Origin of the sequence: Burkholderia sp. Ac-20353 (assembly GCF_017104785.1) — a bacterium.
GTDB lineage: Bacteria > Pseudomonadota > Gammaproteobacteria > Burkholderiales > Burkholderiaceae > Burkholderia.
Genome location: NZ_JAAGPL010000029.1, coordinates 1 through 21,992 on the forward strand (window position 1 = coordinate 1; position 21,992 = coordinate 21,992).

The following is a 21,992-nucleotide window of genomic DNA, read 5'->3' on the forward strand; positions in this document are numbered from 1 at the left end:
GAGATAGTTTCGTCCCCAAATGCGCCTGCAGGACGAGGCCTAAGATGACAGGAAATGTACTGATGGCATCAAAAGCCCGGAAGCCAAAAAAGCCTTGACTATTTTCTCCTCATAGAAGGCAACTGCTCGTCGTACAGCAGGTCCGCTCGATGAATCGGGAAACCATTGAAGCTAGATTGGCTCAAACTCTTTAACAACTTCTGAGACTAACGTGCGAAACCAGATATTTCCGGCATCTTGATCGTAGTATTCGTGCCAGTGCAGAGTCACCTCGGCTTCATTGAGCTCGACCGGGAGTTCATAGACTTTGAAAGTATTATCCTTATTAAATATGGAAGCCAGTCGGCGCGGCAGCGTGACATAGAGGTCTGAGGTTGCCAGCAAGCTCGGCAGGGCAACGAAATGCGCAATCTCAAGCACAACTTCCCTGCCCGCTCCTTTAGATTGAAGCGCCTTGTCAATGTCCATGTGACTTTGTTCGATCGACTTGACCCGCGCGTGCTGCACCTTCGAGAAATGTTGAATACTCAGGCTTTCCCCTTTGGGTATGCCAGGTCGCAATCTCGTCATACAAACGTATTTCTCTCGAAACAAGACGACGTGCAGCGTTGCTCCAATGAGTGACGGCAGATTCCCGATCGCGCAATCCAATCTGCCGGTACGCAGAGCGTCCTCAACCAATTCAACTGGCATTGGTTCGACGCTCAGTTTCACGTTTGGCGCAACGTTTCGCATTCGTTCCCAGAGCACTGGTATGTAGCCCATTTCACCTGCGTCAGAGACAAGGATACGGAAGGTTTTGTTACTGGACGCCGGATCGAACATCTCGGTGTACCGCAAAGCCTCCCTGACGGCATCCAGCGCCTTGTCGATGATAGGTGAGATCTCCAGAGCCCTCTCCGTCGGTTGCATCCCCGTCCGAGCACGAACGAAGAGCGGATCATCAAAAATCGTTCGCATCCGACCGAGCGAATAACTAATCGCTGGTTGCGAGAGCTTGAGTCGCTCGCCCGCACGCGTGAGGCTCTTCTCCTCAAGGATTGCGCTAAAGACGCGGAGCAAGTTGAGATCGATGTCTTCGATGGCGATCACGGCACTATCCATGGAATTTATTGTGAATCCATTTTAGATCTATTTGACCGATACTCAAGGGCTTCGCAGAATTTGTTGGCCGCAACCAACATGGTGAACCAAATGCCCCACACTAACGAGCCCAGGAGTCTGTGCGACCTCGTTCAGACTGACCGCGTGTCGCCCACGCTCTACAACGATGAGAAGATCTTTGAGGCGGAGCTTGATCGGATCTTTTACAACACCTGGGTCTGGGTGGCTCACGAGAGCGAACTTCCCAACCCAGGCGATTTCCGTACAACCACGATTGGCCGCCAGCCGGTTATTGTCGTCCGCGATAAGACCGGCCAAGTCAATGTTCTGCAGAATCGATGCCGCCATCGCGGCGCAACGGTTTGCGAGCAAGCCAAGGGCAACGCAAAAGGCTTCACATGCCCGTATCACGCATGGTCGTATGGTTTGGATGGCGCGCTTCGAGCACTTCCATTCGGGGACGGCTACGAGGGCATCGCGGAGAAATCAGAGCTGCCCCTGGGGAAACTCAAGGTCGGCATCTACCAAGGTTTGATCTTCGCTAGTTTCAACCACGATGTGGAACCGCTTGAGGATTATCTGGGTGGCGCTAAGCCGTGGATTGATCTGTTCATGAAGCAAGGCGCTGGCTTTCCGCTGCGCACAAACGGCGAGCACAAGTTCCGGTTCAAAGGCAACTGGAAGATCCAACTGGAAAACACCACCGATGGATACCACTTCCCGGTCGTCCATTCGTCGTGGTTGAAGTCGGTGGATCAGGAAACTGCTGACACGATTACCAGCTTCATGTCGAGCGACGCGGCAATCGTCCGATCATTGGGTAATGGTCACGGCATCTGCCTCATGGTGCCAGAACTGACCGATCTCGACGATGACAACGGCGCCCCTCTGCCGGAGCGTTTCAACGAACTCGCGGCATCTCTGGAAGCCGACTACCCCCCCGAACAGGTTCGTCGCATCATTCGGTCGGTGCTTGGAGTGGGTTTTAACGTGAATCTTTTCCCGAACCTCGCGTTGTCAATGTCGTTCTTGCGGGTATTGCGACCAATCTCGGTAAACGAAACCGAAATTCGCCATATCGCTCTCGCATTGGACGGCGGCCCGGAAGCCGTCAATCGTGAGCGTCTGCGTATCCACGAGCACTTCCAGGGCCCGTTCGGGTTCGGCAGCACTGACGATGCCGAAGCGTGGGAGCGTGTCCAGCGAGGTGCATCGGCCGGCCCTGACCTGCCAATCCTCGTCAATCGCGGCCTCAACCGCGAAGTGACGGAAGATAACGGTGAAAAAACGGCTCACGCAACGGATGAAACTGCGATGCGTGGCGCGTACGCCCAGTGGCTTAAAGTGATGGAGCAATGATGCAGACTCAACCCATTAGTTCGCCTCGACTCGGAGCGGCTGCCGAATTCATTTGGCGCGAGAGTGCCCTTCTCGATCAGAAACACTATGACGAGTGGCTCGAGCTCTGGGAGCCGAGTGGCATGTACGTCGTACCGATCGACCCGAAGACTGAAGACTTTGCATCGTGCTTGAACTACGTGTACGACAATGATGAAATGCGTCGCAAGCGCGTGCAACGGATGACATCCGGATATTCCGTGTCCTCGAACGACTCCGCTTCGACGGTTCGCACGGTTTCCCGATTCACCGTGTTTGCGGAAGACGGTGATGTGCTAAAGATTACATCCGCACAGATCCTGATCGCGTACAAGCGCGAGGTTACGACAATTTTCGCCGCCAACCTGTCCCATACTCTTAGCTTCGCGTCGGGTCAGCCGCAATTGAAGGAAAAGGTCGTTCGACTCATCAACGCCACAGATGCGCTGAACTCGACCGGGTTCCTTCTCTAAATCCAGACCGCGCACCAATTAAGCTCGGCATGCGAGCGCCGGCCTGGACATTCCCGGATGGAACTGCGCCCAGGTCGGCGCCCACGTAATCGACGCCCCTCCGGTTGCGGCGGACGGTTTTTTTGCGGTCGGTTCGTGCCGAATGACCTCGACTACACGTCGTCAATTCTGTAGGTTTCCTTAAGGATAGTACTACACCGCCCCAACATCATCCGGTTGGCGGTTTAGTCAAATCCATTGCACAAAGAACATCTCAGTCTCAACCAAGAAAGTTCCTCGTACGCTTTTTACGACCGCCACCCGCGGCAGGTCAGGCGGCGGTTAAAGTCCTAGCCCGGCATCGTCACGGCCGAATGCCTGACCACGCGCGCGTCAGCAGATTTTTGATGCCACTCTCTTCCAACGGCCTGGGATTCGGGTATTGATTTTTTAACGCCGCCTCGGATGCTGTATTGACGCCGCTCTCGGGCATGCCCAGATCGCGCAACGCCATCGTACATCCCAGATCATGCGCGAGGTCGTACAGTCCTGTTGCTGCGTCTTCAGCGCCCAATGCTCGTGCGATTCTGTACATCGCATCCTTAGCAAAACCACTGTTGTACGAGACAGCATGTGGAAGAACGGCAGCGTGAGTCTCGGCGTGCGGCAAGTCGAACGTTCCGCCCAGCACATGACATAGTTTGTGATGTAGTGCCATTCCGACCGATCCGAGGCAGATACCACTCAGCCACGCTCCATAGAGCGCTTTACTTCGTGCCAGCTGGTCACGAGGATTCTTTGCAATCGCTTTCAGTGCGCTACACAACGAGGAAATTGCGGCCTCTGCGTACATCGTAATGATTGGATTTCGATCAACCGCGTACAAGGCTTCGACAGAGTGTGCAATTGCGTTCAAGCCGCTTGTCACGGACACGCTCACGGGAAGCGCGAGCGTCTTGTCGACATCGTAGATAACCACTTCCGGAAGGATCCTTGGATCACTTCTTGTAATCTTTGCGCCATTCTCGGTTTCGCCCAGAATGGGGGTCATCTCTGAACCGGCATACGTGGTCGGAATTACAATCTGCGGCAAATCAGTTCTGTACGCAATCGCCTTAGCGAGGCCCGTGGTTGAACCGCCACCAATCGCCACGATGCCGTCAATGGCGTTACCTGTAACGAGTCGCATGGCGTCCTCGGTAACGCTCACAGGTGTGTGCATCCTTGCACCGAAAAATGATGCGACAGTCCTGTCAGGGAGCATCTGCATGACGCTCTCTGCTTGATCTCGTTGTTGCGATGTTGAAACGACGAGAAGCCTCGAGAGGCCGAGTCGGTCAACTTCAACACCTAACTGACTGATCGTTCCAGATCCAAATACAACCCGGGACGGCCAAGATGTGAAGACAAACGGGGAGAGCATGTCTACTTCGGCGATGTGTGCAAGCGGAGTCGTCATAAGTATCGCCTACAGTTATCGAATCGCGATGGCATTCGCAGGCGAGCCGACTCCCCCAACAATCGGCAAAGGTGCGATCGTAATAAGAAAACTGTAGCGACGGTCTTCCGCACACGCAGCCGATAACGCATCCAAGTCCCACAGTTCGCCGATCGGCATTCCCAGGAGTGGAATGATGGATCGGTGCATGATGCCGGCGTGAGGGCCGCATTGGCACGGATCGCTCTCGTCACTTGTGAAAAATGGACTGTCCGGTTGCGCCGGCCAACACTCCAAAGCGAAATTGTCAGCTGCAATCAGACTGATTCTGTTGTCCCAAAGCCACGCGACAGTTTCATGAGATTGCTTCAACCCGGGATGAAACTGTTCCTTAACCAGATTCTCTTTCACCTCCTCTGACGCAACGTGGCGATAGTAGTCAAGCCATCCAAATCGAAGAAGCACAATGTCGCCGTGATTAATCTCGACTCCCTGCGCCCGACGAGCCGCTTCCACCACGCTGATGGGTATGGCCTGCCCACCCGCCTGATCTATCGGCGTACCCTGACCCTCCATGTATCTAGCGATATCGATCAACACACCGCGACCCGCAATCGGCAGGGCTGCAAAATTCTGCATTCCTAGTGTTTCTGTACCAGGAAGGAAGAGCGATGCGCGATGCCCGTTGTAGAAGCCGTATTCCGGGTGACCAATATGACGAAAGCCATCAATTTGCGATCCATACTGCGTATACAGCCCATCGATCCACTCATCGCGGTGAAAATCATTACGTTGGAAGATGTGGTGATGCATCGGCTTTCGCGTTGGAGCCAGCGACGGGGAGATCACGTCAGATCTGAGATCGAGCGAAAACGCCCGCCCCTCATGAACCTCTTTTACTGCGGCCGCCCGGGTCTCCGCCGAAAGGAAGTTAAGCGTCCCGATCTGATCATTCTTACCGAATAGCCCCCAGCTTGACCCTGGAGGAGCATCGCTTCGCTGCAGGAGTTCGGCATAGCGTGGCAAAGCTTTCACATCGGATGGACTCATTTTGAATTCCTGTCTCATGGTGTACGGGCTGCCTCTAGGCAGCGACTCAATTGAGCTAGCGGAATTCGGTGGCAATCATTCATGATCGCGACCTCAGATCGTACGCATATCGTACGCCGCGTACGCATATTGTACGCTCCTAGTGCGTGGCGTCGCAACCCGGGTGAGAGAAGCATTCGACCGCAACACCAAGGACACCTGACCTTCTGGAGTTGCCGAACTAGGGGTCGAACTCAGGTCGGCTGATAGCGTCCAGCGCCGAGCGCATCACTGATCGTCCGAGCAGTCGCTAGCACGTGCGGTAGTACATCATCGATTAGCTGCTGGAAACGAAGCTCCCCGGTCCCACACGAAACGGAGAGAGCCGCAACCACTTTTCCGTTGACATCCTTGATCGGGGCCGCAGCCGATCGCCGCCCAATCTCCAGCTCCTGATCCACAGCGTCCCATCCGCGCGACCTAACCATTTCAAGTCGCTGGGTCAAGGCAGCGCGCGTGGTCAGAGTGTGCTCAGTCATAGATTTAAGTTCCGCGATGCGGAAATATTCGCTTAACGCTTGCTCTGACAAGTCCGCAAGCAATACATGTCCAGACGACGTTGCGTGTGCGGGCAACCGAGTACCAACTGCCAGCGTGATGCTACTAATTCGGTGTCTGTGAACGCGATTTATATATACGACGTCGGCGCCATCAAGTGCGACAAGCGCCGTACTCTCACTCAGAAAGTCGGTAAGAGACTCCATCATCGGCGTCGCTATTTCAGTGAGATTGAGGGACGAAAGATAGGCGTAACCGAGTTCGAGCATCTTTGGCGTGAGCCCGAACCGCGTACCTTGCGCTTGTGCATATCCGAGTCGCTGCAAAGTCAACAAAATCCGGCGCACTGTGGGCTTGCTCAGGCCCGTAATGGCTGCAATCTCGCTGAGACTCATCTGCGCGCGCTTCGAGTCTTTGAACGTGCTGATCACCGTCATACACCGCTCGATCGACTGAATGTAATCGCGATCCTGTGCATCTTCACTCATCGTTCCTCCTATTGACAGACCTGGCGCTACCATGCATATTGAGTACGCAATACGTATACGTCGTACGCATATCGTACGCCAGGTATGCGTACGATGCAACCCTCAGTAGTGCGGGAAGGCGCACGTACATCAATGAAGCGGCGGCTCAGCTTTCCACGTCGGCCGCAGGAGACAACCCATGAACAGCAATCGCCTCAGAACCGTTGTCGAGGATCTTGAGCAAGTACTTCTCACTTTCATGCGTAAGCACCGCATAACTCACGAGGAGTACCGGATCGCTACCGATCTTTTGGTAAGCACTGTCAAGGCAGGAGAGGAATCGCTTTTGTACGATGTATTTCTTGAGGCCCAAGCAACTGACATCGGTAATGAAGGTCGATCGGGCAGCCCGGAAGCGATCGAAGGGCCGTTTTACCTCAAAGGTTCCCCAAAATTGGAGCGTCCGTATGTCATGCCTCACAGGCGTGACGAGGCTGGCAACGTGCTGTTTTTCAATGGCACTGTAACCGATGAGGATGGCCGTCCGCTTAGCGGAGCCGTGCTTGATCTGTGGCACGCAGACGCGCTCGGCTTGTACTCCAATATTCACCCGGACATCCCGGACTGGAATCTCCGTGGTAATTTTTGCACCGATGAGAACGGTTGGTTCGAAGTCAAGACAATCGTCCCTCCTCCGTATGAGATCCCGAAAGATGGCCCAACGGGATCCCTCTTGAGCGCGCTGGGACGACACTTCTATCGCCCCGCCCATTTGCACCTCAAGGTTGAGCACGCTGGCTTTCGCAGTCTGACATCGCAACTGTATTTCACGGGCGACCAATATCTAGATAGCGACGTGGCCAACGCGGTTCGAGACGGGCTCGTGGTCGACCTTATCCAGCATGCGTCTGAGAAAGACCAACTTAATCGAAGCTTGAGCGTGCCGTTCTACGAACTCACCTACCACTTTGTACTGTCGCCCTCGGTGTCCCACGTATGACACAGACCTCGTCATTTTCCATCGCCCGCGTCCGGGTCCATCGGCTCGATATCCCTCTACGGCAACCAATCTCCATGTCCTTCGGGGTTGTGGACAAGCAAAATGTAGTACTTTTAACCCTTATCGACCGCGATGGAGTGGAGGGACACGGAGAAGCCGTCGCTTTGGGGGGGCCGTTCTGGGGATCGGAGAGTGCCGAGGGTATTTATGCGGCGGTTGAACGTTACATTGCTCCGGGTCTCTTGGATGTCACGCTGGGTGGAATCGAGGATGTTTCCCGTCGCCTAGATATGAGTGTCAGGGGCAACGCCGCCGCTAAGTCAGCGTTTGAGATGGCCGCGATTGACCTAATCGCACGCCAAGCGTGCGTGCCTGCCTCGACACTGCTTGGCGGCCTGTGCCATCGAGAGTTGCCCGTAGCGTGGACTTTGTCTACCGGTAGCGCCGAGAGCGATATCGAAGAGGGAGAGCGCGCGTTAGCGAGGCATGGCCACACACGCTTCAAGGTGAAACTCGCAAAGACTCGGATCGCGGACGACGTCAAACGTGTTACCAAGATTGTCGATACGTTTGCGGGACGCGCGTCGGTGATTGCTGACGTCAACCAAGGATGGGATGAATTGACAGCGTTGCGCTATCTTCCTGTGCTTCAGGAGGCAGGACTCGAGGCGATTGAACAGCCACTTCCATCCTCTGATCTGGCAGCGATCGCACGGGTGAAATCTAAACTGCATATCGACGTAATCGCAGACGAGGCGCTGGTACATATCCGCTCCGCACTATCGCTCATCGCTTGTGGCGGGGCCTCCGCTTTTGCCCTCAAACCGAATCGCGACGGTGGGCTTCTAGCTACAAAGCGATTGGCCAACCTTGCATACGCAGCTGGAGTAAGACTCTACGGCGGAACAGCGCTAGAGACGTCTCTAGGCACTGCAGCACTCGCGCACCTCTATGGAGGCATGCCGGAACTCCATCTCGGCACCGAGTTGTTTGGTCCAATGCGGCTCGGATGTGATTTAGTGACCACACCATTTGAAGTCCGTAATGGGTCCATTCGTGTGCCCGATGGGCACGGTTTCGGAGTTGTCCCAAGCAATGAAATCGTCAGGGAGCTATCGATAGTGAGCGCGGAAATAAATAGCTGATATAGCATCCTGCGCTTTCGGCATCAGCTCGAGAAATCCCCGCAGGCAATGCATCTGTTGAGAACCACGAACGCGGGACTCGATGTCGATCACTACATGTTCAGGAAGGCGCGGTAGTCGACATCGCACCGATTGTCGCGCATAGTTCGATTAAGATACGCGGTCGAGACCACCAATTCGGTATGTTGCGCGACCGACAACCAACAATAGTGCGAATGATTAATCCCCCCTTTTCTGTCTATTTGACGGTGAAAGTGGCTCCATCCACACTTCGCGTTCGATGTGCCGTTTTCGGACGGTATGCACATGCGACTTAGCTGTCGTGCATTTGCTGCCACGCCAGCTGCAGTGCGTCCAATTTGGACCGGAACGGGAAGACCGTGCGCTGACTGGAGGCGCAACTATGCCGCGCAGAGCAAGCTTGACGTCCTGGGATGCTTCGCAATGTTGTCCCCCGCGTTTCTCGTCGCGCAAGTGCTGCCGCGGTCCACGTCCGACTCGAGGTTCAGGCACCTACCATCTATCGCGAGTGTCACGGTTGTCGGAATCGATTCCCGTAGCCGCCACGACTCTCTGGAAAAATGTGGTGTGCCGCGGTGAGCGCGCGTCGCGGGGAAGCACGTCTGCCGCTTGTTCGAGTCGTCTCGCTCAATTGCAGCGACGGGCTGCCGACACGTACTTGGAGCGCAACGCTCACCGCCCCTCCACCTCACGTACTCGATCGAATACCGACGCCAGTCCCAGATGGTCGAGCAGGTCGGAAAACTCGCCCAATCTCTGCTTCGTGTACGCATCGATATCCACATCCGAGTAGTCGTGAAATCCGGCCCCCGTGCGCACGCCGTCGCGCCCTTCGTTCATGTTGCGCACTACGCTTCCAGCCGGCTGGAAGCGCGGGCCGAGCTCACGCGCCAGATACTTCGACCCATAGTAAAGGATGTCGCAACCGCCCCAGTCGATGAATTCCAGCAGGCCGAGGATCGCAAACCGCGGCCCGAAACCAGTCCGAATCGCCGTGTCGATGTCTGCTGCGCTCGCGACACCCTCTTCCACCATCCGGGCGGCCTCGTTCATTGCGAGCGCCTGAATGCGTGGGACGATGTAGCCTGGCGCAGGTCCGCAAATCACTGGCTTCTTGCCGACTCGTTCGAGCAGTCCCGCCATCGCGTCAACCACGCTCGAATCGGTGATGTCACTGCGGCTGATTTCGACGAGCGGCATCAGCAGCGCCGGATTGAGCCAGTGCGCGTTCAGCAGCCGAGACGGATACGTGACATACCGCTGAAGCTCAGTGACGACGATCGTCGAGGTCGTAGAGGCAATCACAGCATCGGCATCGATGTGATCGCAGAGCCAGCGAAACGCGTCGGCCTTCACTTCAGACACTTCCGGCAGGGCCTCAAACACAATGTCGCAACCATGCAGTGCCGCGGCAGCACCACTGCAATCGACGAGCTCGATACGCGACGCCACGACGGCCGCCTGATTGGCACTGATACGGCCGAGCGCGACCTGCACTTTCAGTTGCCGATCTATTTCGCCGCGTGCGCCCGCGACAAGATCAGTCCACGAATTGTGGTCGCGAACCTTAATATCGATCAGTGTTACATCGAGCCCAGAGAACGCGAAAACAAGTGCGATGCCCAATCCGATTCGCCCCGCGCCCAGCACGTGCACGCGTGTCACATCGCTAGCGGCCTTCATGCAGCACACCCGCCGTTAAGCAGCGAGCTCATTGCGTCTTTCGACAGCGTCGCGAGCCCCAACCGCTCGAGTGTGCGCCCTTCGGCGTACAGATCGCGCTCAGCAACGGCACTGGCTACGCTCAGCAGTCCTTGTGCGATGGGTGTCGGTACGCCGGCCCAGCGTCCACACGACACAATGAGTGACAGTCCGAGTCGAGTATCTTCGAGCATGTAGCGATGCGTCCTCAGATCAATCTTTTCACGCCAGTCGCCACTGTCTGTCGCCTTTTCGTGTGCACCTCGTCCGTACATCCATTCGTCGCCATCGGCAGAGTAATGATCAGCGAGCGGGAAATGCGGCGCTCGGTAGCCGAGCGCCTTGCGAACCACGACGCGCTCTGCGTCGAGTGCATTTGTCACACGGCGGATCGCTGGCTGGGTCCCCTCGTTGTGAATATCCCAAGAGTCAAAGTGCTCGAGCGGTCCTGCGTTCATCATGATGAGCGGCGGATGAATTATCGGCCCAGCGTTCATCAACGCGCCGGACAGCACATCCTCGACCGGCTCAACGGACTGATAGCCGGCCTTGAGTATCTCGAATGCCCACTCACCGGCATTGGCCGGAAACACGCCCGTCGGCAGGCGCGTCGCATAACCGCTGATCACTACGTCACTCTCGCCATGCTTGCGCACGAGATACGGCAGCGTACCCGTCTCGGCGAAGGCGACCCGTGCGCGATTGCCGGCGTCGGCTGCCGCACGTGCGAACACGTAACTTCCGAATGTGCCGGGCGGCAGGAACACTACCTGGCCATCTTCGAGCAACGGCCCGACTTGTGCAGCAAGCGATTCGTGCGCCGTGGCCGGCAGCGGAATCACGATCAGACGCGCGCCGCGCAGCGCCGTACCGAGATCGTCGGTCAAATGGATTGCCCCCGGCGTCTCACCAAGTGGGATCGTTCGCGATCCGCGGTAATCCTTGACGGTCAACGCACCGTGTTCACGCAGCGCGGCATGCCGCTCACTATCGCGACGCCACCACGTAACGTCGTGGCCTTTCGTCAGCAGATCGATCGCCGCAGCATAGCAGCCGTGGCCGCCGCCCAATACACATACTTTCATTGCCATCTCCGGCTAAGTTGGTCTTCCGGAGACTACGCGCCATCCTATGCGGCGTCGCTTCAAATTGCGCAACGCAGATCCGATTCGCGCAACGGAATGGCGATTAAGCTTCCCGACATGGCCGGCGAGGCTGGCTTCAGCAATGTCGTCGCAAGTGTTTCCAACACGAGGCAATAGAATGCATAACACTCTCTCCCGCAACGCCCTCAACCGCCTCGGCACACTGTACGCACGGGACGACATCGAACGAGAAGTCAAGCAATGGCTCGGACCGCATCGAATGGACGTGCGTGGCCACGATCCGATTCGTGCAGAGCTCTACACCATGGCGCTTCACCAGGGGACGCTGCTCGAGATCAGCTACGGCCAAGAAACGCATATCGACTTTGGTGAAAACGCCGATCAGTTCCTCTTCCGTCTGACGCTAACTGGCGGCTGCGAGTTACAGATCGGACGCAACGTGGTGCGGGCCGGTCCGGGCGAGCTGACCGTTTCCTCGCCAGCGCCTGCCGGCCGTCTAGTTACTAGCCCGGATTGCCGCAACCTCGTGCTGCGGCTCGATCGCCTTGCCCTCGAACGAAAGTTGCAGGACATGCTACAGGCGACGCTCAGGCGGCCGTTGCAATTCGAGCTCGCCGCTGGTACCCGGAACTCGAGCGCCGCGATCGTGTTGCCGACATTCGACTACCTGCGCCAAATCAGCACGCTTCCGGGCGTCCATGCGGGCTCCGCGCTTCGCAACGATTTGACAGAATGGCTAATGGCATTGCTGTTAACACACGTGCCGCATACTTACAGTGACGCGCTCGCACTTGGCACGCTGCCACCGCTTCCGACACACGTGCGTCGTGCGCGTGACTACATTGATGCTCATCTTGGCGAATCGATCGCGCTAGCCACTCTCGCGAAGGCGGTTGGAGTGTCGCCGCGCACACTGCAGAACGGCTTTCAGGCATTCATGCTGACGACACCGGCCGCGTACGTGCGTGACCGCCGCCTTGAGGCGGTACACGCTGCACTACAACGCGGCGAAGCCAGCAATGTTACCGACGTGCTGGTCGCCCACGGAATCCGCAGCTTTGGGCATTTCGCGAAAGCGTATGTGCAGCGCTATGGATACTCGCCATCCGCTACCCCGAAGCATTCGCGGTAATCCTCGCGCACCTCCCGAGGGCGACGTCCTCACCTCGCTTAGCGAATCGAATGTGCCGTCCTCAAATGGCTACATGCTGTACACATCGTCGACGCCATCAACCGGCCACTGAGTGGCAAGTTCCCGCATCCACTTAACGATCTCGACAGGTTTTCCGATTCACTACATGCAGCGTACCGGCGCGTACCTGACTTGGGGGACGACTGCGCACGTACATTGGGTAAGCATTTTCTTTATCCAAATCGGGAAATATCCTTACGGCGCTGCTGTCACTCCGCCTTTGTGTGGGGAAATTGATTGACTACGCTATCCCATCGATCGCCTGCCGCGACCTTTTCGATTGTTGAGCCGTCGTCCCGGGCTCACCGGCTGCGATCTCCACCGCCCCTTTCTGGAGAATCCGCATGTCCGCACCCACGGCCAACTCTTCTGCCGACAAGCGCTACACATACGAATGGTATGTCGTTGTAATCTGCATGCTGGCGTACATCTTTTCGTTCGTCGATCGTCAGGTGCTCGTCCTGATGATCGAACCGATAAAGCGTGATCTCCAACTCAGCGATACACAGTTCAGCCTGCTAAACGGATTTGCATTCTCGCTCTTCTACGCGGTCATGGGCATGCCAATCGCCTATCTCGCCGACCGCTACGCACGGCCCCAAATCATCTCGTTCGGCATCGCGCTGTGGAGCATCGCGACTGCGACGTGTGGGTTGAGCCAGCATTTCCTCCAGATGTTCCTCGCCCGGATGGGCGTCGGCGTCGGCGAGGCAGCGCTGTCGCCGGGCGCGTACTCGATGCTCGCCGACTACTTTCCGCAAGAGAAGCTCGGGCGGGCGATCGCCGTCTACTCGCTCGGCTCCTTCATCGGTGGCGGTACGGCGTTCCTGGTCGGCGGCTACGTGATCGCGCTCCTCAAGCACGCGAGCGCGTTCACACTACCGCTGGTCGGCCAAGTACACGCGTGGCAGGTCACGTTCCTGATCGTCGGACTGCCCGGACTGCTCGTCGCGCTGCTGTTCGCCGCGACCGTGCGCGATCCGCAGCGCAAGGGGCTTGCCCAGGATCACTCGGGCAGCATCCGGCGCGTGTCGATGCGTGACTCGCTGCGCTTCGTTGCGATGCACCGCAGCACGTTCACGTGTCATTACCTTGGCTTCTCCTGCTACGCGATGGCCCTGTACTGCCTGCTGAGTTGGACGCCAGCGTTCTACATCCGCCACTTCGGCATGACGGCCGTCGAAGCCGGCTACACGCTCGGCTCCGTGCTGCTGGTCGCGAACACCGCGGGCGTCTTCTGCGGCGGCTGGCTGAACGACTGGCTGCTGCGCCGCGGCTACGCCGATGCACCAATGCGCGCCGGCGCGATCGGCGCGGCATGCATGGTGCTTCCGGCTGCACTGTTTACGCAGGTCGATCATTTGCCGGCGTCGCTTGCACTGCTCGTTGTCGCAATGTTCTTCGGGTCGTTCCCAATGCCGACCTCCACTGCTGCAATGCAAACGCTCGCGCCGAATCAGATGCGCGCGCAGATTTCGGCCCTGTTCCTGCTGGTATCGAACATTATCGGGCTCGGTATCGGCACGACCGTCGTCGCATTGTTCACCGACCGCGTGTTTGGCACACCCGCGGCGGTCGGTCATTCGATGTCGCTCGTCAATCTGACAACGGCAGTACTGGCGGCGCTGCTGCTTTTTATCGGTCGCAGGCAGTACTGCCTCAGTCTTGAACGCGAACGCGGCCACGCTCAGGCGACCGACCACGCGCGCGGCCCCGCTGAAGACACGATGGTGGCACCCGGGTCATCAACGAGCTGACGCTTTGCGTGTTGCCTGGCGGACTCGCCCGGCCGACCAATCGCATGCCGGCGGCTTCGCCGCCGTCCGCACCCTCCCTGTCCTGTACGCATGGGCGTCACCACAACACCCAAAACTTTCACCTGAACACGACACGCCAATATTCTCCCTACTGGTTCCTTTCTTACCCGGTCTCGTGATGACTTCCGCAAGCGCCACATGCCTTGCACCTCCCATCGTCTCGCGCTAGTGCCACGCACGCTCAAATCTGTCGCGAATCGCCGTGCCAGCGCACGCAAGACCCCGTTCCACCCTCCATCGCGTGAAATGACAAGCAGTGTGAGAAAGCAATCACACTATCAACCAGACTGATGTTTACGTCATTTTTAGTCTATTTGATTTATGTGGCGCAAGCCCCTATCCTCAATCTCAGGCTTCCCCGCGGTGCATCATCGCCGCGCTTTTCCCCCATACATTCGTCACGAGATTTCCAATGCAAGCGAACCGTCACAAAGTCCGGATCGACGCGCTAATCGACGAAGCGCAAGACATCCGCTGTTTCCGGGTCTCACGCGTCGACGGCCAGCCGTTCGATGCTTACGAGCCCGGCGCCCACATCGACGTCACCGCGCCGTCCGGCGTCACGCGGCAATACTCGCTGTGCGGTGACCCCGACGAACGCTCGAGCTATCTGTTCGCTGTGAAGAAGGAACCCCAGTCGCGTGGCGGATCGCGCTCACTGCACGATGACGTGCGGGTCGGCACGGAACTTTGGATCGGCTCGCCGCGCAATCTGTTCCGGCTGGCCGTCGACGCAAGCGAGCACGTGCTGGTCGCGGCGGGCATCGGTATCACGCCGCTGCTATCGATGGCCTACCGCCTCGAGCAAAGCGGCGCACGCTACCGGTTGCACTATTTCGCGCGCAGCGGCGAACACGCGGCGTTCCGCGCGCAGTTGTCGGCCGCGCCTTTCGAATCGCGTGTCACCTTCCATTTGGGCATCGAACCGGACCGGCTTGCGGCGGAACTCGATCGTTGTGTCGCGACGCTCCACGCGGGCGCGCACGTGTACACGTGTGGGCCATCGCCGTTTATGGACCAGGTGGTAACCACCGCATCGAAGCGCCTGCCGGACGACGCGATCCATTTGGAGCGCTTCGCGGCTGAGCCGCCGCAGTCCGCCGATGCAGCCGCCGACGGATTCGAAGTGCGCCTGAAACGCAGCGGTCAATCCGTGCGAGTCGAGCGCGACACATCGATTGTCGACGCGCTCGCGGGCATCGGCATCGAAATCGACACGTCGTGCGGCGAAGGCTTATGCGGCACCTGCATGATTCCGGTCGTGGAGGGTGAACCGGACCATCGCGACCATTGCCTGAGCAAGGCGGAACGCGCGAGCAATGCGGTCATCTGCTGCTGCGTGTCGCGCGCCCGTTCGCCGGTGCTCGTGCTCGATCTCTGACGCATGCCGCCGGCGTAAAGACCGCCACGCCGGCGCCCCCATCACATCTGCTCGAAGCGCTGTACGATCCCGGGCATCAGGTCGCGCATCCACGCGATGCCGTCGTCCTTGTGGAAGTGCTCATGCCAGTGCATCGTCACGGGCGCGTCCGGCAACGGCACCGGCAGTTCATTGCAGCGAAACGCGTTGTCGCGGTCCAGGATCTGCGCGAGGCGCTTCGGCAGCGTCGCACACAGGTCGGTGACGGTCAGGAAGTTCGGCAGCGTGATGTTACGGCCGACGCTCTGCGCGGAGCTCGTCGTCGAGCGCGTGATGGCTGTGCTCGACCGATTTCACCTGCACGCATCCGCTTGACGCTAGCTCACAGATCGTCGGCCGCATCGGCGTCGACGAACAGGCTTGTGCGATCGCGGCGCGTTTCGAAGCGACAGTCGACGGATTCCATTTCTGCGCCTTCGCAATACGGTCACGTCCCTACGGATGCAATCGCGTAAGGTCTTCAAAACGCATGGCCACCGGCGTGCATATTGACCTGGCCGAAGAAATTTAACGTCGTTAGCAACTTGACCGCAACTAGACATGATTGAAAAAGCCTCGTGCCCTTAGTCACCGGACCTTTCCTGAATCGTCTCGATGCCAGAATCCGACTTTCGATCTCCCTCAGACGGCGGACAGACAGTCTCCGGTAGTAAAGAACTGCATCGCGAGTGCTAGCCTGCTTGCCTCTTCCTGCAATGCGTTCGCTGCGGCGGAGGCCTCCTCGACAAGTGCGGCGTTCTGCAATGTCGTCTGCTCGATCTGTCCAAGTGCGATCTTGGTACGGTTAATGTCGCTGTTCTGTTCGGCAGACACCTCTGCAATTTCTCTCATCATGACACTTGCTCCCCGAACTGCTTCCGCGATCCGATCCATCCGTTGTCCCGCCGCGCCTACGAGTTCACTTCCTCGGCCAATTTCATTCGACGAATTGCGAATCAGATCACTGATTTCACGCGCGGCCGCTGCGGAACGCTGAGCCAGACTCCGTACTTCGGAGGCAACAACGGCAAACCCTCTGCCATGCTCACCCGCGCGCGCCGACTCGACCGACGCGTTGAGAGCAAGAATATTGGTTTGAAAGGAGAGAGACTCGATGGTGCTGATGATTTCGTTCATTCGCAACGAGCCTTGAACGATGACGTTCATCGTAGAGACGACCTTATTCATTTCCTCGTGTCCGCTGGTCGCTATTTCGGCAACGTCTGAAACCACGTCCATGGCCATGCCCGCGCGCTCCGAGTTCTTCTCAACCCTCATCGCAAACTCCTGCAAATCTGCAACCACCCCCTGTAGTACGGCAGCCTGCTCTTCTGTGCGCTGAGACAGATCAATATTCCCCAACGCGATCTGTCCGGTGGCGTTCGCAACTGACTCGCTTCCACTTCGAACCCTTCCCACGATTTCGTTCAGACTCACCTGCATGTGCGTAAAAGCATCAAACAGCCTCCCGATTTCCCCCCCATGAACCGACGTCGGTCGAGTCATACACAGATTTCCTGAGGCGATTCGTTCGCAATCGGCTGCGGCATCACTCAATGGCCGGATCACCTTTCTCGACAACGAAACGTAGCTAACGGACGCAACCAAGAATCCGCACACGCTTATCAGAATAAGAAGCACGAGCAGGCGCCTCACCTGCAATTGAGTCTCCACAAACCTGGCGTCGGCATCATCCTTTCGAAGGCTTATCAATTTCTCGATTGATTCCTGAAAAGCGACATACGTACCCAGTCCTTTTGACATCTCCGTGGCTAGCGCAGCCGAATCGCTGATCGCCTGTGTCGCCTGCATTCCGTCCAGGAACGACCTCACCTTGCGTAGATTACGAACAAACTTATCTTGTTCAATCTGGTGTGCCCCCGTATCCGCTAAACCCAGATACGCATCACGATTTCGCTCAATTCTCTTCATGTCGTTCGCCACGCTTTCGAGCAATCCTTTTTGCTCCGCACGACTAAATGAATTAACCGATGAATAGGACGCGACGACATCGAGTGTGTCCGCCTTAATTCCCGTCAGGAGTTCAACTCCAAGAGCATCGTTGCGATAAATCTTCTCCATCGCGACCAATCCACGGTACCCTCCCCAAATCCCGAGTACATTTCCACCAAGCATCAGCGCCGACAGTAGTGCGAGCGTACGCAACAGATGAGCCTTGACGGTCTTTCCTCCGATCATTATCTCCTCCAGTCCTGTTCTTCTATATCACCGCAAAACGACACTTACACACTACACTGGCAGCGTCAAAGAGGAAGTCAGCGAGAGTGTTTGAAAGAGCACCTATCCGAATCGCGATCACGGTTAGCCACAAGCAGAAATCGAGAAATATTTCGGCTGGCTTATACCCGTAGCAGACGATCACGTACGAACCGAGTCCGCTCTTTCAATCGAGCAATGGCATTTGCGCCATCAGAGCTTGTGACCATTGTGAAATCGTCACTGGTCAACCATGGGAGTACATTGGCAACATCCTCATTGACTAAAGCCGGTCGAACGTCCAAGGCAAGACGCGATCCAACGGCGATTGCCTCGAAACGTGCACGACGTGTCGCCTTACCTTTTCTATTTTTTCTGAATCCGTATGGAAAAACACGTCCGATAAAATTGATTGTCTCGTGGAAGCGTACGCGGTAGAGGTTGATCAACGCGGGCGACTTTCCCATTTCAATGTTCATATTCTTCACATAGTTGAAAATGAACTCCGACGGGCGATCTCGGTAACCGTCCAGCCCGTCGGTATACGCAAAAAAGCGAGCCACAAGCTCTTCGCGTTCCCACCGGCCATGTCCCATCGCAGAGACGGGAGCGAGCACTTCAAAATTCGGGAGGATGGCGAGTTCGATAATGAGATCCGTGAAAGCTCCCTCCAACGTTTCTCTACGAACTTCCTGCATATTTCCGATTCTGCCGCCGGTGTTGATACGCTCAAAAACGTCGAATCGAGTCTGCTCATGCACATTTTCGCTCAACACGATCCCGTACATCGGGTGCTTTCTTATTTTTCTCTGCCTCGGCTTTGGTAGATCGGCGAATCTGAACCCCGACAAAGCAGTAAGGCCGTCCAATCTTCCGAGTCTCATGTCACCAAGTAAAAACTCTTCGATCGAACGCAGTCGCTGGAAACCGTCGATAATTTCTAGCCTGCCATCCTTCATCTCACAGAAGAAAAGAAGTGGAATCGGAAATCCCAGCACCATTGATTCAATGAAACGTGACTTGCGCCCGTGCTCCCAAGAGTACTTGCGCTGATAGGCTGGGGCGACAAAGTCACCCGTCCTCATTTTATTGGCCAAAAGCTCGACGGAATATTCCGTCGGGCAGAACTCTGTCCGCTTCGAAAGCTCCTCAATCTGGGCCTCGCTCCGCGTGATCTCTTCTACTGTTTTGGGCAGTATATCCTTCGGCTTCTTCATGGGTCTTTAATTAATACCTCGATCCGCCAGTCCGAAGTCGCAGCTTCCGACACTGCGGCGCTACACGTCTTTCCCGTCTCCGCAGTTTCTTCACTCCACCTTGCAGGTTGTTGCTCCCGTTGGACAAGGCAGCATGCGCAAATTGCGTGGAAAACCACCTTACCAATTCTCACCGATCACAACTCTCAAGTTCAAGGCCGAACACCAGCTCAGCGTCGGCCAACCGCATTCGGCTCGCCAACTCACAATGCCACGGCTCGAATGAGGAATGTCGTTTGACCGCCGTGTGCGAGATCGAGCACAGCCATTCACGCCCCCATCTGCGGTGCTCTTGGGACCAGGCGATAATCCATTCGGGGGGCAAAATGTACGCTGCGTGACATCATGCGAATTGTGCATGACGTCACGCGGAGGCCTTACACCACGACCGTCACAACTTTCTCTTGCAGATAGGCGTCGAGCGCAGTCTTCGAAAGATCGTGTCCAAGACCGCTGTCCTTACGCCCGCCCCATGGCAACCTCGCATCCAGTGGACTCCATCCGTTGATGGCTACCGCCCCAACATCGAGTGCCTTAGCGGTGCGGTGCGCAATCGAGAGATCCTGCGTCCAGATCGTGGCAGACAAGCCGTAGGCCGCGTCGTTAGCAAGGGCGACCGCGTCCTCCCAGTCCTCAAACGGAATAACCATGCCCACCGGCCCGAAGATCTCCTCCTGGGCGATGCGCATTCGATTGTTTACATTTGCAAAAACAGTCGGTCGCACGAAATTTCCCACCTCGGGTACCGGTTCGTCACCCGCCACAAGTCTTGCGCCCTCACTTTTTCCGATCGAAATGTATTCCTGAACGCGGGACTTGTGCCGCTCATTGATCAACGCGCCCATCGACACGGCGCCATCCAGAGGATCGCCTAGCACAATCGACTTTGCAGCGGCAGCAAGCCCCTCGACTACCGAAGCCTCGATCGATCGATGGACCAGCACTCGCGAACCGGCCGCACAAGTCTGCCCCTGATTCACGAACAGCCCCATTGCGATACCAGGAATAGCCGCGTCCAGATTTGCATCCGGAAATACAATCTGAGGCGCCTTCCCTCCGAGTTCTAAAGTCAGTTTCTTGAACGTGCCCGCCACATCCGCTGCGATGGATCGACCAACCGCGGTACTCCCCGTGAAACTAATTTTGTCCACGCCCGGGTGGTTGACCAACGCTCGCCCAACACTCGGCCCAATACCATTGACAATATTGACAACCCCGGCCGGAAAACCTGCTTCTTCGATCAACGCGCCGAGGGAGGTCACACTCAATGGTGCGTCCTCCGATGGTTTGATAACAACCGTGCATCCCGCAGCGAGCGCCGGCGCCAGCTTCCAGATGCAGATCATCAGCGGGGCATTCCACGGAATGATCTGTGCTACAACGCCGACTGGCTCAAGCACCGTGTAATTGACAGTTTGCCGTCCCATATAGCCGGCCGTCGGAACACTTCGACCTTCCAGCTTGTCAGCCCACCCTGCGAAATATCGCAACGTATCAATCGAGACAGGCAAATCCATCATCCGCATCTCGTAGATTGGTCTTCCCTGTTCCCGCGCGAGGCTGATCGAAAACGCATCCGCGTTTTGCTCGAGCAAATCAGCGAGCTTGAACAGCAATCGCGCCCGGTGCGCGCCACTCATAGACCGCCAAGGTCCATGATCGAACGCTTCGCGAGCTGTACAAACGGCTTGGTCGACATCTTGAGAAGTTGATGCCACGACGTGAGACAGCACTTCCCCGGTCGCTGGTGCTTTTTTTTCAAAGTACTCGTTTGATACGGATCGGCAGTGCGCGCCACCGATGAAATTTCTAGTTTCCACAGGTTCCGTCAATTTCATTCTCTCCACCATTTAATCTGAAATTCCCATCTCATTCGACAGAAACTTAATTTTCAAAAAAATTAACGCAACTACATGATGGCGCGCAAAGTTTCCATCGATGCGGAAGTCACTAAATCCATAATAAAAATATAGACCGCCTCGCCGCAATTCTGGATTTACGGATGAATTATTACTTCACGCTTCCGCCAACGCCAATATCGCCGTAACCGCCTCCTCCTCGATCCCTCGAATGTCAGAGGGAAATCTGTTGCGCTGCGGAATAAGCAACATTAATCCTTCGATTTGACAGCCAATGAGAGCCGCGCGACACATTCTTTGGCGTTTGTCCAACTTCGGATTCACTTCTTGCACGAAACGCGCGAGCATTTTCCGCTCCTCGACATACATTGCATCCATCAAGCTTCTGGCAAAATCGTGCGTTTGCGCAAGTGCCCAAATGGCACCAAAGAGACTCTGAACCTTAGGCTGCTTAATATCATTTATGAGAAAGCGAACCATCGCTTCGAGGTTCTCGCGAGGCGATCGAGACGGATCGAAGAATGTCGAGGCAGTAACAACGTACTGCTCGATCGTCGTCTGGATGACCGTCGCCATCAGATCGTCCCGAGTTTTGAAATAATGCTGAAGATTGGAAAGTGACATGCCAACCTTCGCGGCCACTTTCCGCATCGTCAATGCGTCATACCCTTCATACACAACAAAATCAATCGCCGCCTCAATAACTCGAGCCGCTGTGTTTCTCCCCTTCTCGGTCAATACGCGGTTTTCACCGGGCGTCGCTCCAGCAATGTCAATGAGTTCGTCGGAACCATTCCGGTCGCCTTCTTTATCTATGACGGTAGCACTACTCCGAGTTGCCATGGCACACCCTT

The 21,992-nt window shown here is 56.6% G+C and carries 17 protein-coding genes and 1 pseudogene; 7 read left to right on the forward strand and 11 right to left on the reverse strand.

The window, feature by feature from the left end; all coding sequences use genetic code 11:
* Nucleotides 1-171: 171 nt before the first annotated feature.
* Nucleotides 172-1,092, reverse strand: coding sequence for a LysR family transcriptional regulator (locus G3N94_RS12290; protein ID WP_205792658.1), 921 nt, complete (start codon nt 1,090-1,092; stop codon nt 172-174).
* Nucleotides 1,093-1,185: 93 nt separating this feature from the next.
* Here G3N94_RS12290 and G3N94_RS12295 point away from each other — a divergent pair, with 93 nt between their 5' ends.
* Both G3N94_RS12295 and G3N94_RS12300 read left to right on the forward strand, forming a co-directional pair.
* On the forward strand, nt 1,186-2,463 hold the full coding sequence (locus G3N94_RS12295; protein WP_205792708.1) for an aromatic ring-hydroxylating dioxygenase subunit alpha: 1,278 nt from the start codon (nt 1,186-1,188) through the stop codon (nt 2,461-2,463).
* Nucleotides 2,460-2,954: an aromatic-ring-hydroxylating dioxygenase subunit beta gene (locus G3N94_RS12300; protein ID WP_205792659.1), complete on the forward strand. Its 495-nt coding sequence runs from the start codon at nt 2,460-2,462 to the stop codon at nt 2,952-2,954. Before G3N94_RS12295 ends, G3N94_RS12300 begins: the two co-directional genes overlap by 4 nt.
* Nucleotides 2,955-3,297: 343 nt before the next feature.
* On the opposite strand, the gene G3N94_RS12305 is transcribed toward G3N94_RS12300, so the two are convergent.
* From G3N94_RS12305 to G3N94_RS12315, 3 genes are all read right to left on the reverse strand, one after another.
* On the reverse strand, nt 3,298-4,392 hold the full coding sequence (locus G3N94_RS12305) for a maleylacetate reductase (RefSeq protein WP_241021787.1): 1,095 nt from the start codon (nt 4,390-4,392) through the stop codon (nt 3,298-3,300).
* Between the two features lie 15 nt (nt 4,393-4,407).
* On the reverse strand, nt 4,408-5,421 hold the full coding sequence (locus G3N94_RS12310; RefSeq protein ID WP_205792660.1) for a cyclase family protein: 1,014 nt from the start codon (nt 5,419-5,421) through the stop codon (nt 4,408-4,410).
* Between the two features lie 233 nt (nt 5,422-5,654).
* On the reverse strand, nt 5,655-6,446 hold the full coding sequence (locus G3N94_RS12315; protein WP_205792661.1) for an IclR family transcriptional regulator C-terminal domain-containing protein: 792 nt from the start codon (nt 6,444-6,446) through the stop codon (nt 5,655-5,657).
* A 178-nt stretch (nt 6,447-6,624) separates the two neighbouring features.
* Between G3N94_RS12315 and G3N94_RS12320 the strand changes: the two genes are divergently transcribed.
* Together G3N94_RS12320 and G3N94_RS12325 are read left to right on the forward strand one after the other, a co-directional pair.
* Nucleotides 6,625-7,425 (forward strand): dioxygenase, encoded by an 801-nt coding sequence (locus G3N94_RS12320; RefSeq protein ID WP_205792662.1) that lies wholly within the window; start codon nt 6,625-6,627, stop codon nt 7,423-7,425.
* Nucleotides 7,422-8,570: an enolase C-terminal domain-like protein gene (locus G3N94_RS12325; protein ID WP_205792663.1), complete on the forward strand. Its 1,149-nt coding sequence runs from the start codon at nt 7,422-7,424 to the stop codon at nt 8,568-8,570. The genes G3N94_RS12320 and G3N94_RS12325 overlap by 4 nt, the downstream gene beginning before the upstream one ends.
* A 693-nt stretch (nt 8,571-9,263) precedes the next feature.
* Here G3N94_RS12325 and G3N94_RS12330 read toward each other — a convergent pair.
* Together G3N94_RS12330 and G3N94_RS12335 are read right to left on the reverse strand one after the other, a co-directional pair.
* Nucleotides 9,264-10,274: a 3-hydroxybutyryl-CoA dehydrogenase gene (locus G3N94_RS12330; protein ID WP_205792664.1), complete on the reverse strand. Its 1,011-nt coding sequence runs from the start codon at nt 10,272-10,274 to the stop codon at nt 9,264-9,266.
* Nucleotides 10,271-11,377: an NAD/NADP-dependent octopine/nopaline dehydrogenase family protein gene (locus G3N94_RS12335; protein WP_205792665.1), complete on the reverse strand. Its 1,107-nt coding sequence runs from the start codon at nt 11,375-11,377 to the stop codon at nt 10,271-10,273. Before G3N94_RS12335 ends, G3N94_RS12330 begins: the two co-directional genes overlap by 4 nt.
* Nucleotides 11,378-11,555: 178 nt before the next feature.
* Between G3N94_RS12335 and G3N94_RS12340 the strand changes: the two genes are divergently transcribed.
* The 3 genes from G3N94_RS12340 (at nt 11,556) to G3N94_RS12350 (ending at nt 15,788) form a co-directional block, all read left to right on the forward strand.
* Nucleotides 11,556-12,530: an AraC family transcriptional regulator gene (locus tag G3N94_RS12340; RefSeq protein WP_205792666.1), complete on the forward strand. Its 975-nt coding sequence runs from the start codon at nt 11,556-11,558 to the stop codon at nt 12,528-12,530.
* Between the two features lie 404 nt (nt 12,531-12,934).
* A complete protein-coding gene (locus G3N94_RS12345; RefSeq protein WP_205792667.1) occupies nt 12,935-14,347 on the forward strand; it encodes an MFS transporter in 1,413 nt (470 codons plus the stop codon).
* A gap of 472 nt (nt 14,348-14,819) precedes the next feature.
* Nucleotides 14,820-15,788, forward strand: a complete 969-nt coding sequence (locus G3N94_RS12350) for a PDR/VanB family oxidoreductase (protein WP_205792668.1) — start codon at nt 14,820-14,822, stop codon at nt 15,786-15,788.
* A gap of 41 nt (nt 15,789-15,829) precedes the next feature.
* Here the strand turns inward: G3N94_RS12350 and G3N94_RS12355 are convergent.
* The 5 genes and pseudogenes from G3N94_RS12355 to G3N94_RS12375 all read right to left on the reverse strand — a co-directional run.
* Nucleotides 15,830-16,130, reverse strand: a pseudogene (locus G3N94_RS12355) (LysR family transcriptional regulator); the annotation flags it as partial.
* 318 nt (nt 16,131-16,448) lie between these two features.
* Nucleotides 16,449-18,005 carry a methyl-accepting chemotaxis protein gene (locus tag G3N94_RS12360; RefSeq protein WP_205792669.1) on the reverse strand — a complete coding sequence of 519 codons (1,557 nt, stop codon included), beginning with the start codon at nt 18,003-18,005 and terminating at the stop codon, nt 16,449-16,451.
* A gap of 161 nt (nt 18,006-18,166) precedes the next feature.
* Nucleotides 18,167-19,240, reverse strand: coding sequence for a DUF262 domain-containing protein (locus G3N94_RS12365; RefSeq protein ID WP_205792670.1), 1,074 nt, complete (start codon nt 19,238-19,240; stop codon nt 18,167-18,169).
* Between the two features lie 416 nt (nt 19,241-19,656).
* Complete coding sequence (locus G3N94_RS12370; protein ID WP_205792671.1) at nt 19,657-21,117, reverse strand: aldehyde dehydrogenase family protein; 1,461 nt, start codon at nt 21,115-21,117, stop codon at nt 19,657-19,659.
* 177 nt (nt 21,118-21,294) lie between these two features.
* The gene (locus tag G3N94_RS12375) at nt 21,295-21,981 is read right to left on the reverse strand and encodes a TetR/AcrR family transcriptional regulator (RefSeq protein WP_205792672.1); all 687 of its coding nucleotides are present in this window, start codon (nt 21,979-21,981) and stop codon (nt 21,295-21,297) included.
* Nucleotides 21,982-21,992 lie beyond the last annotated feature (11 nt).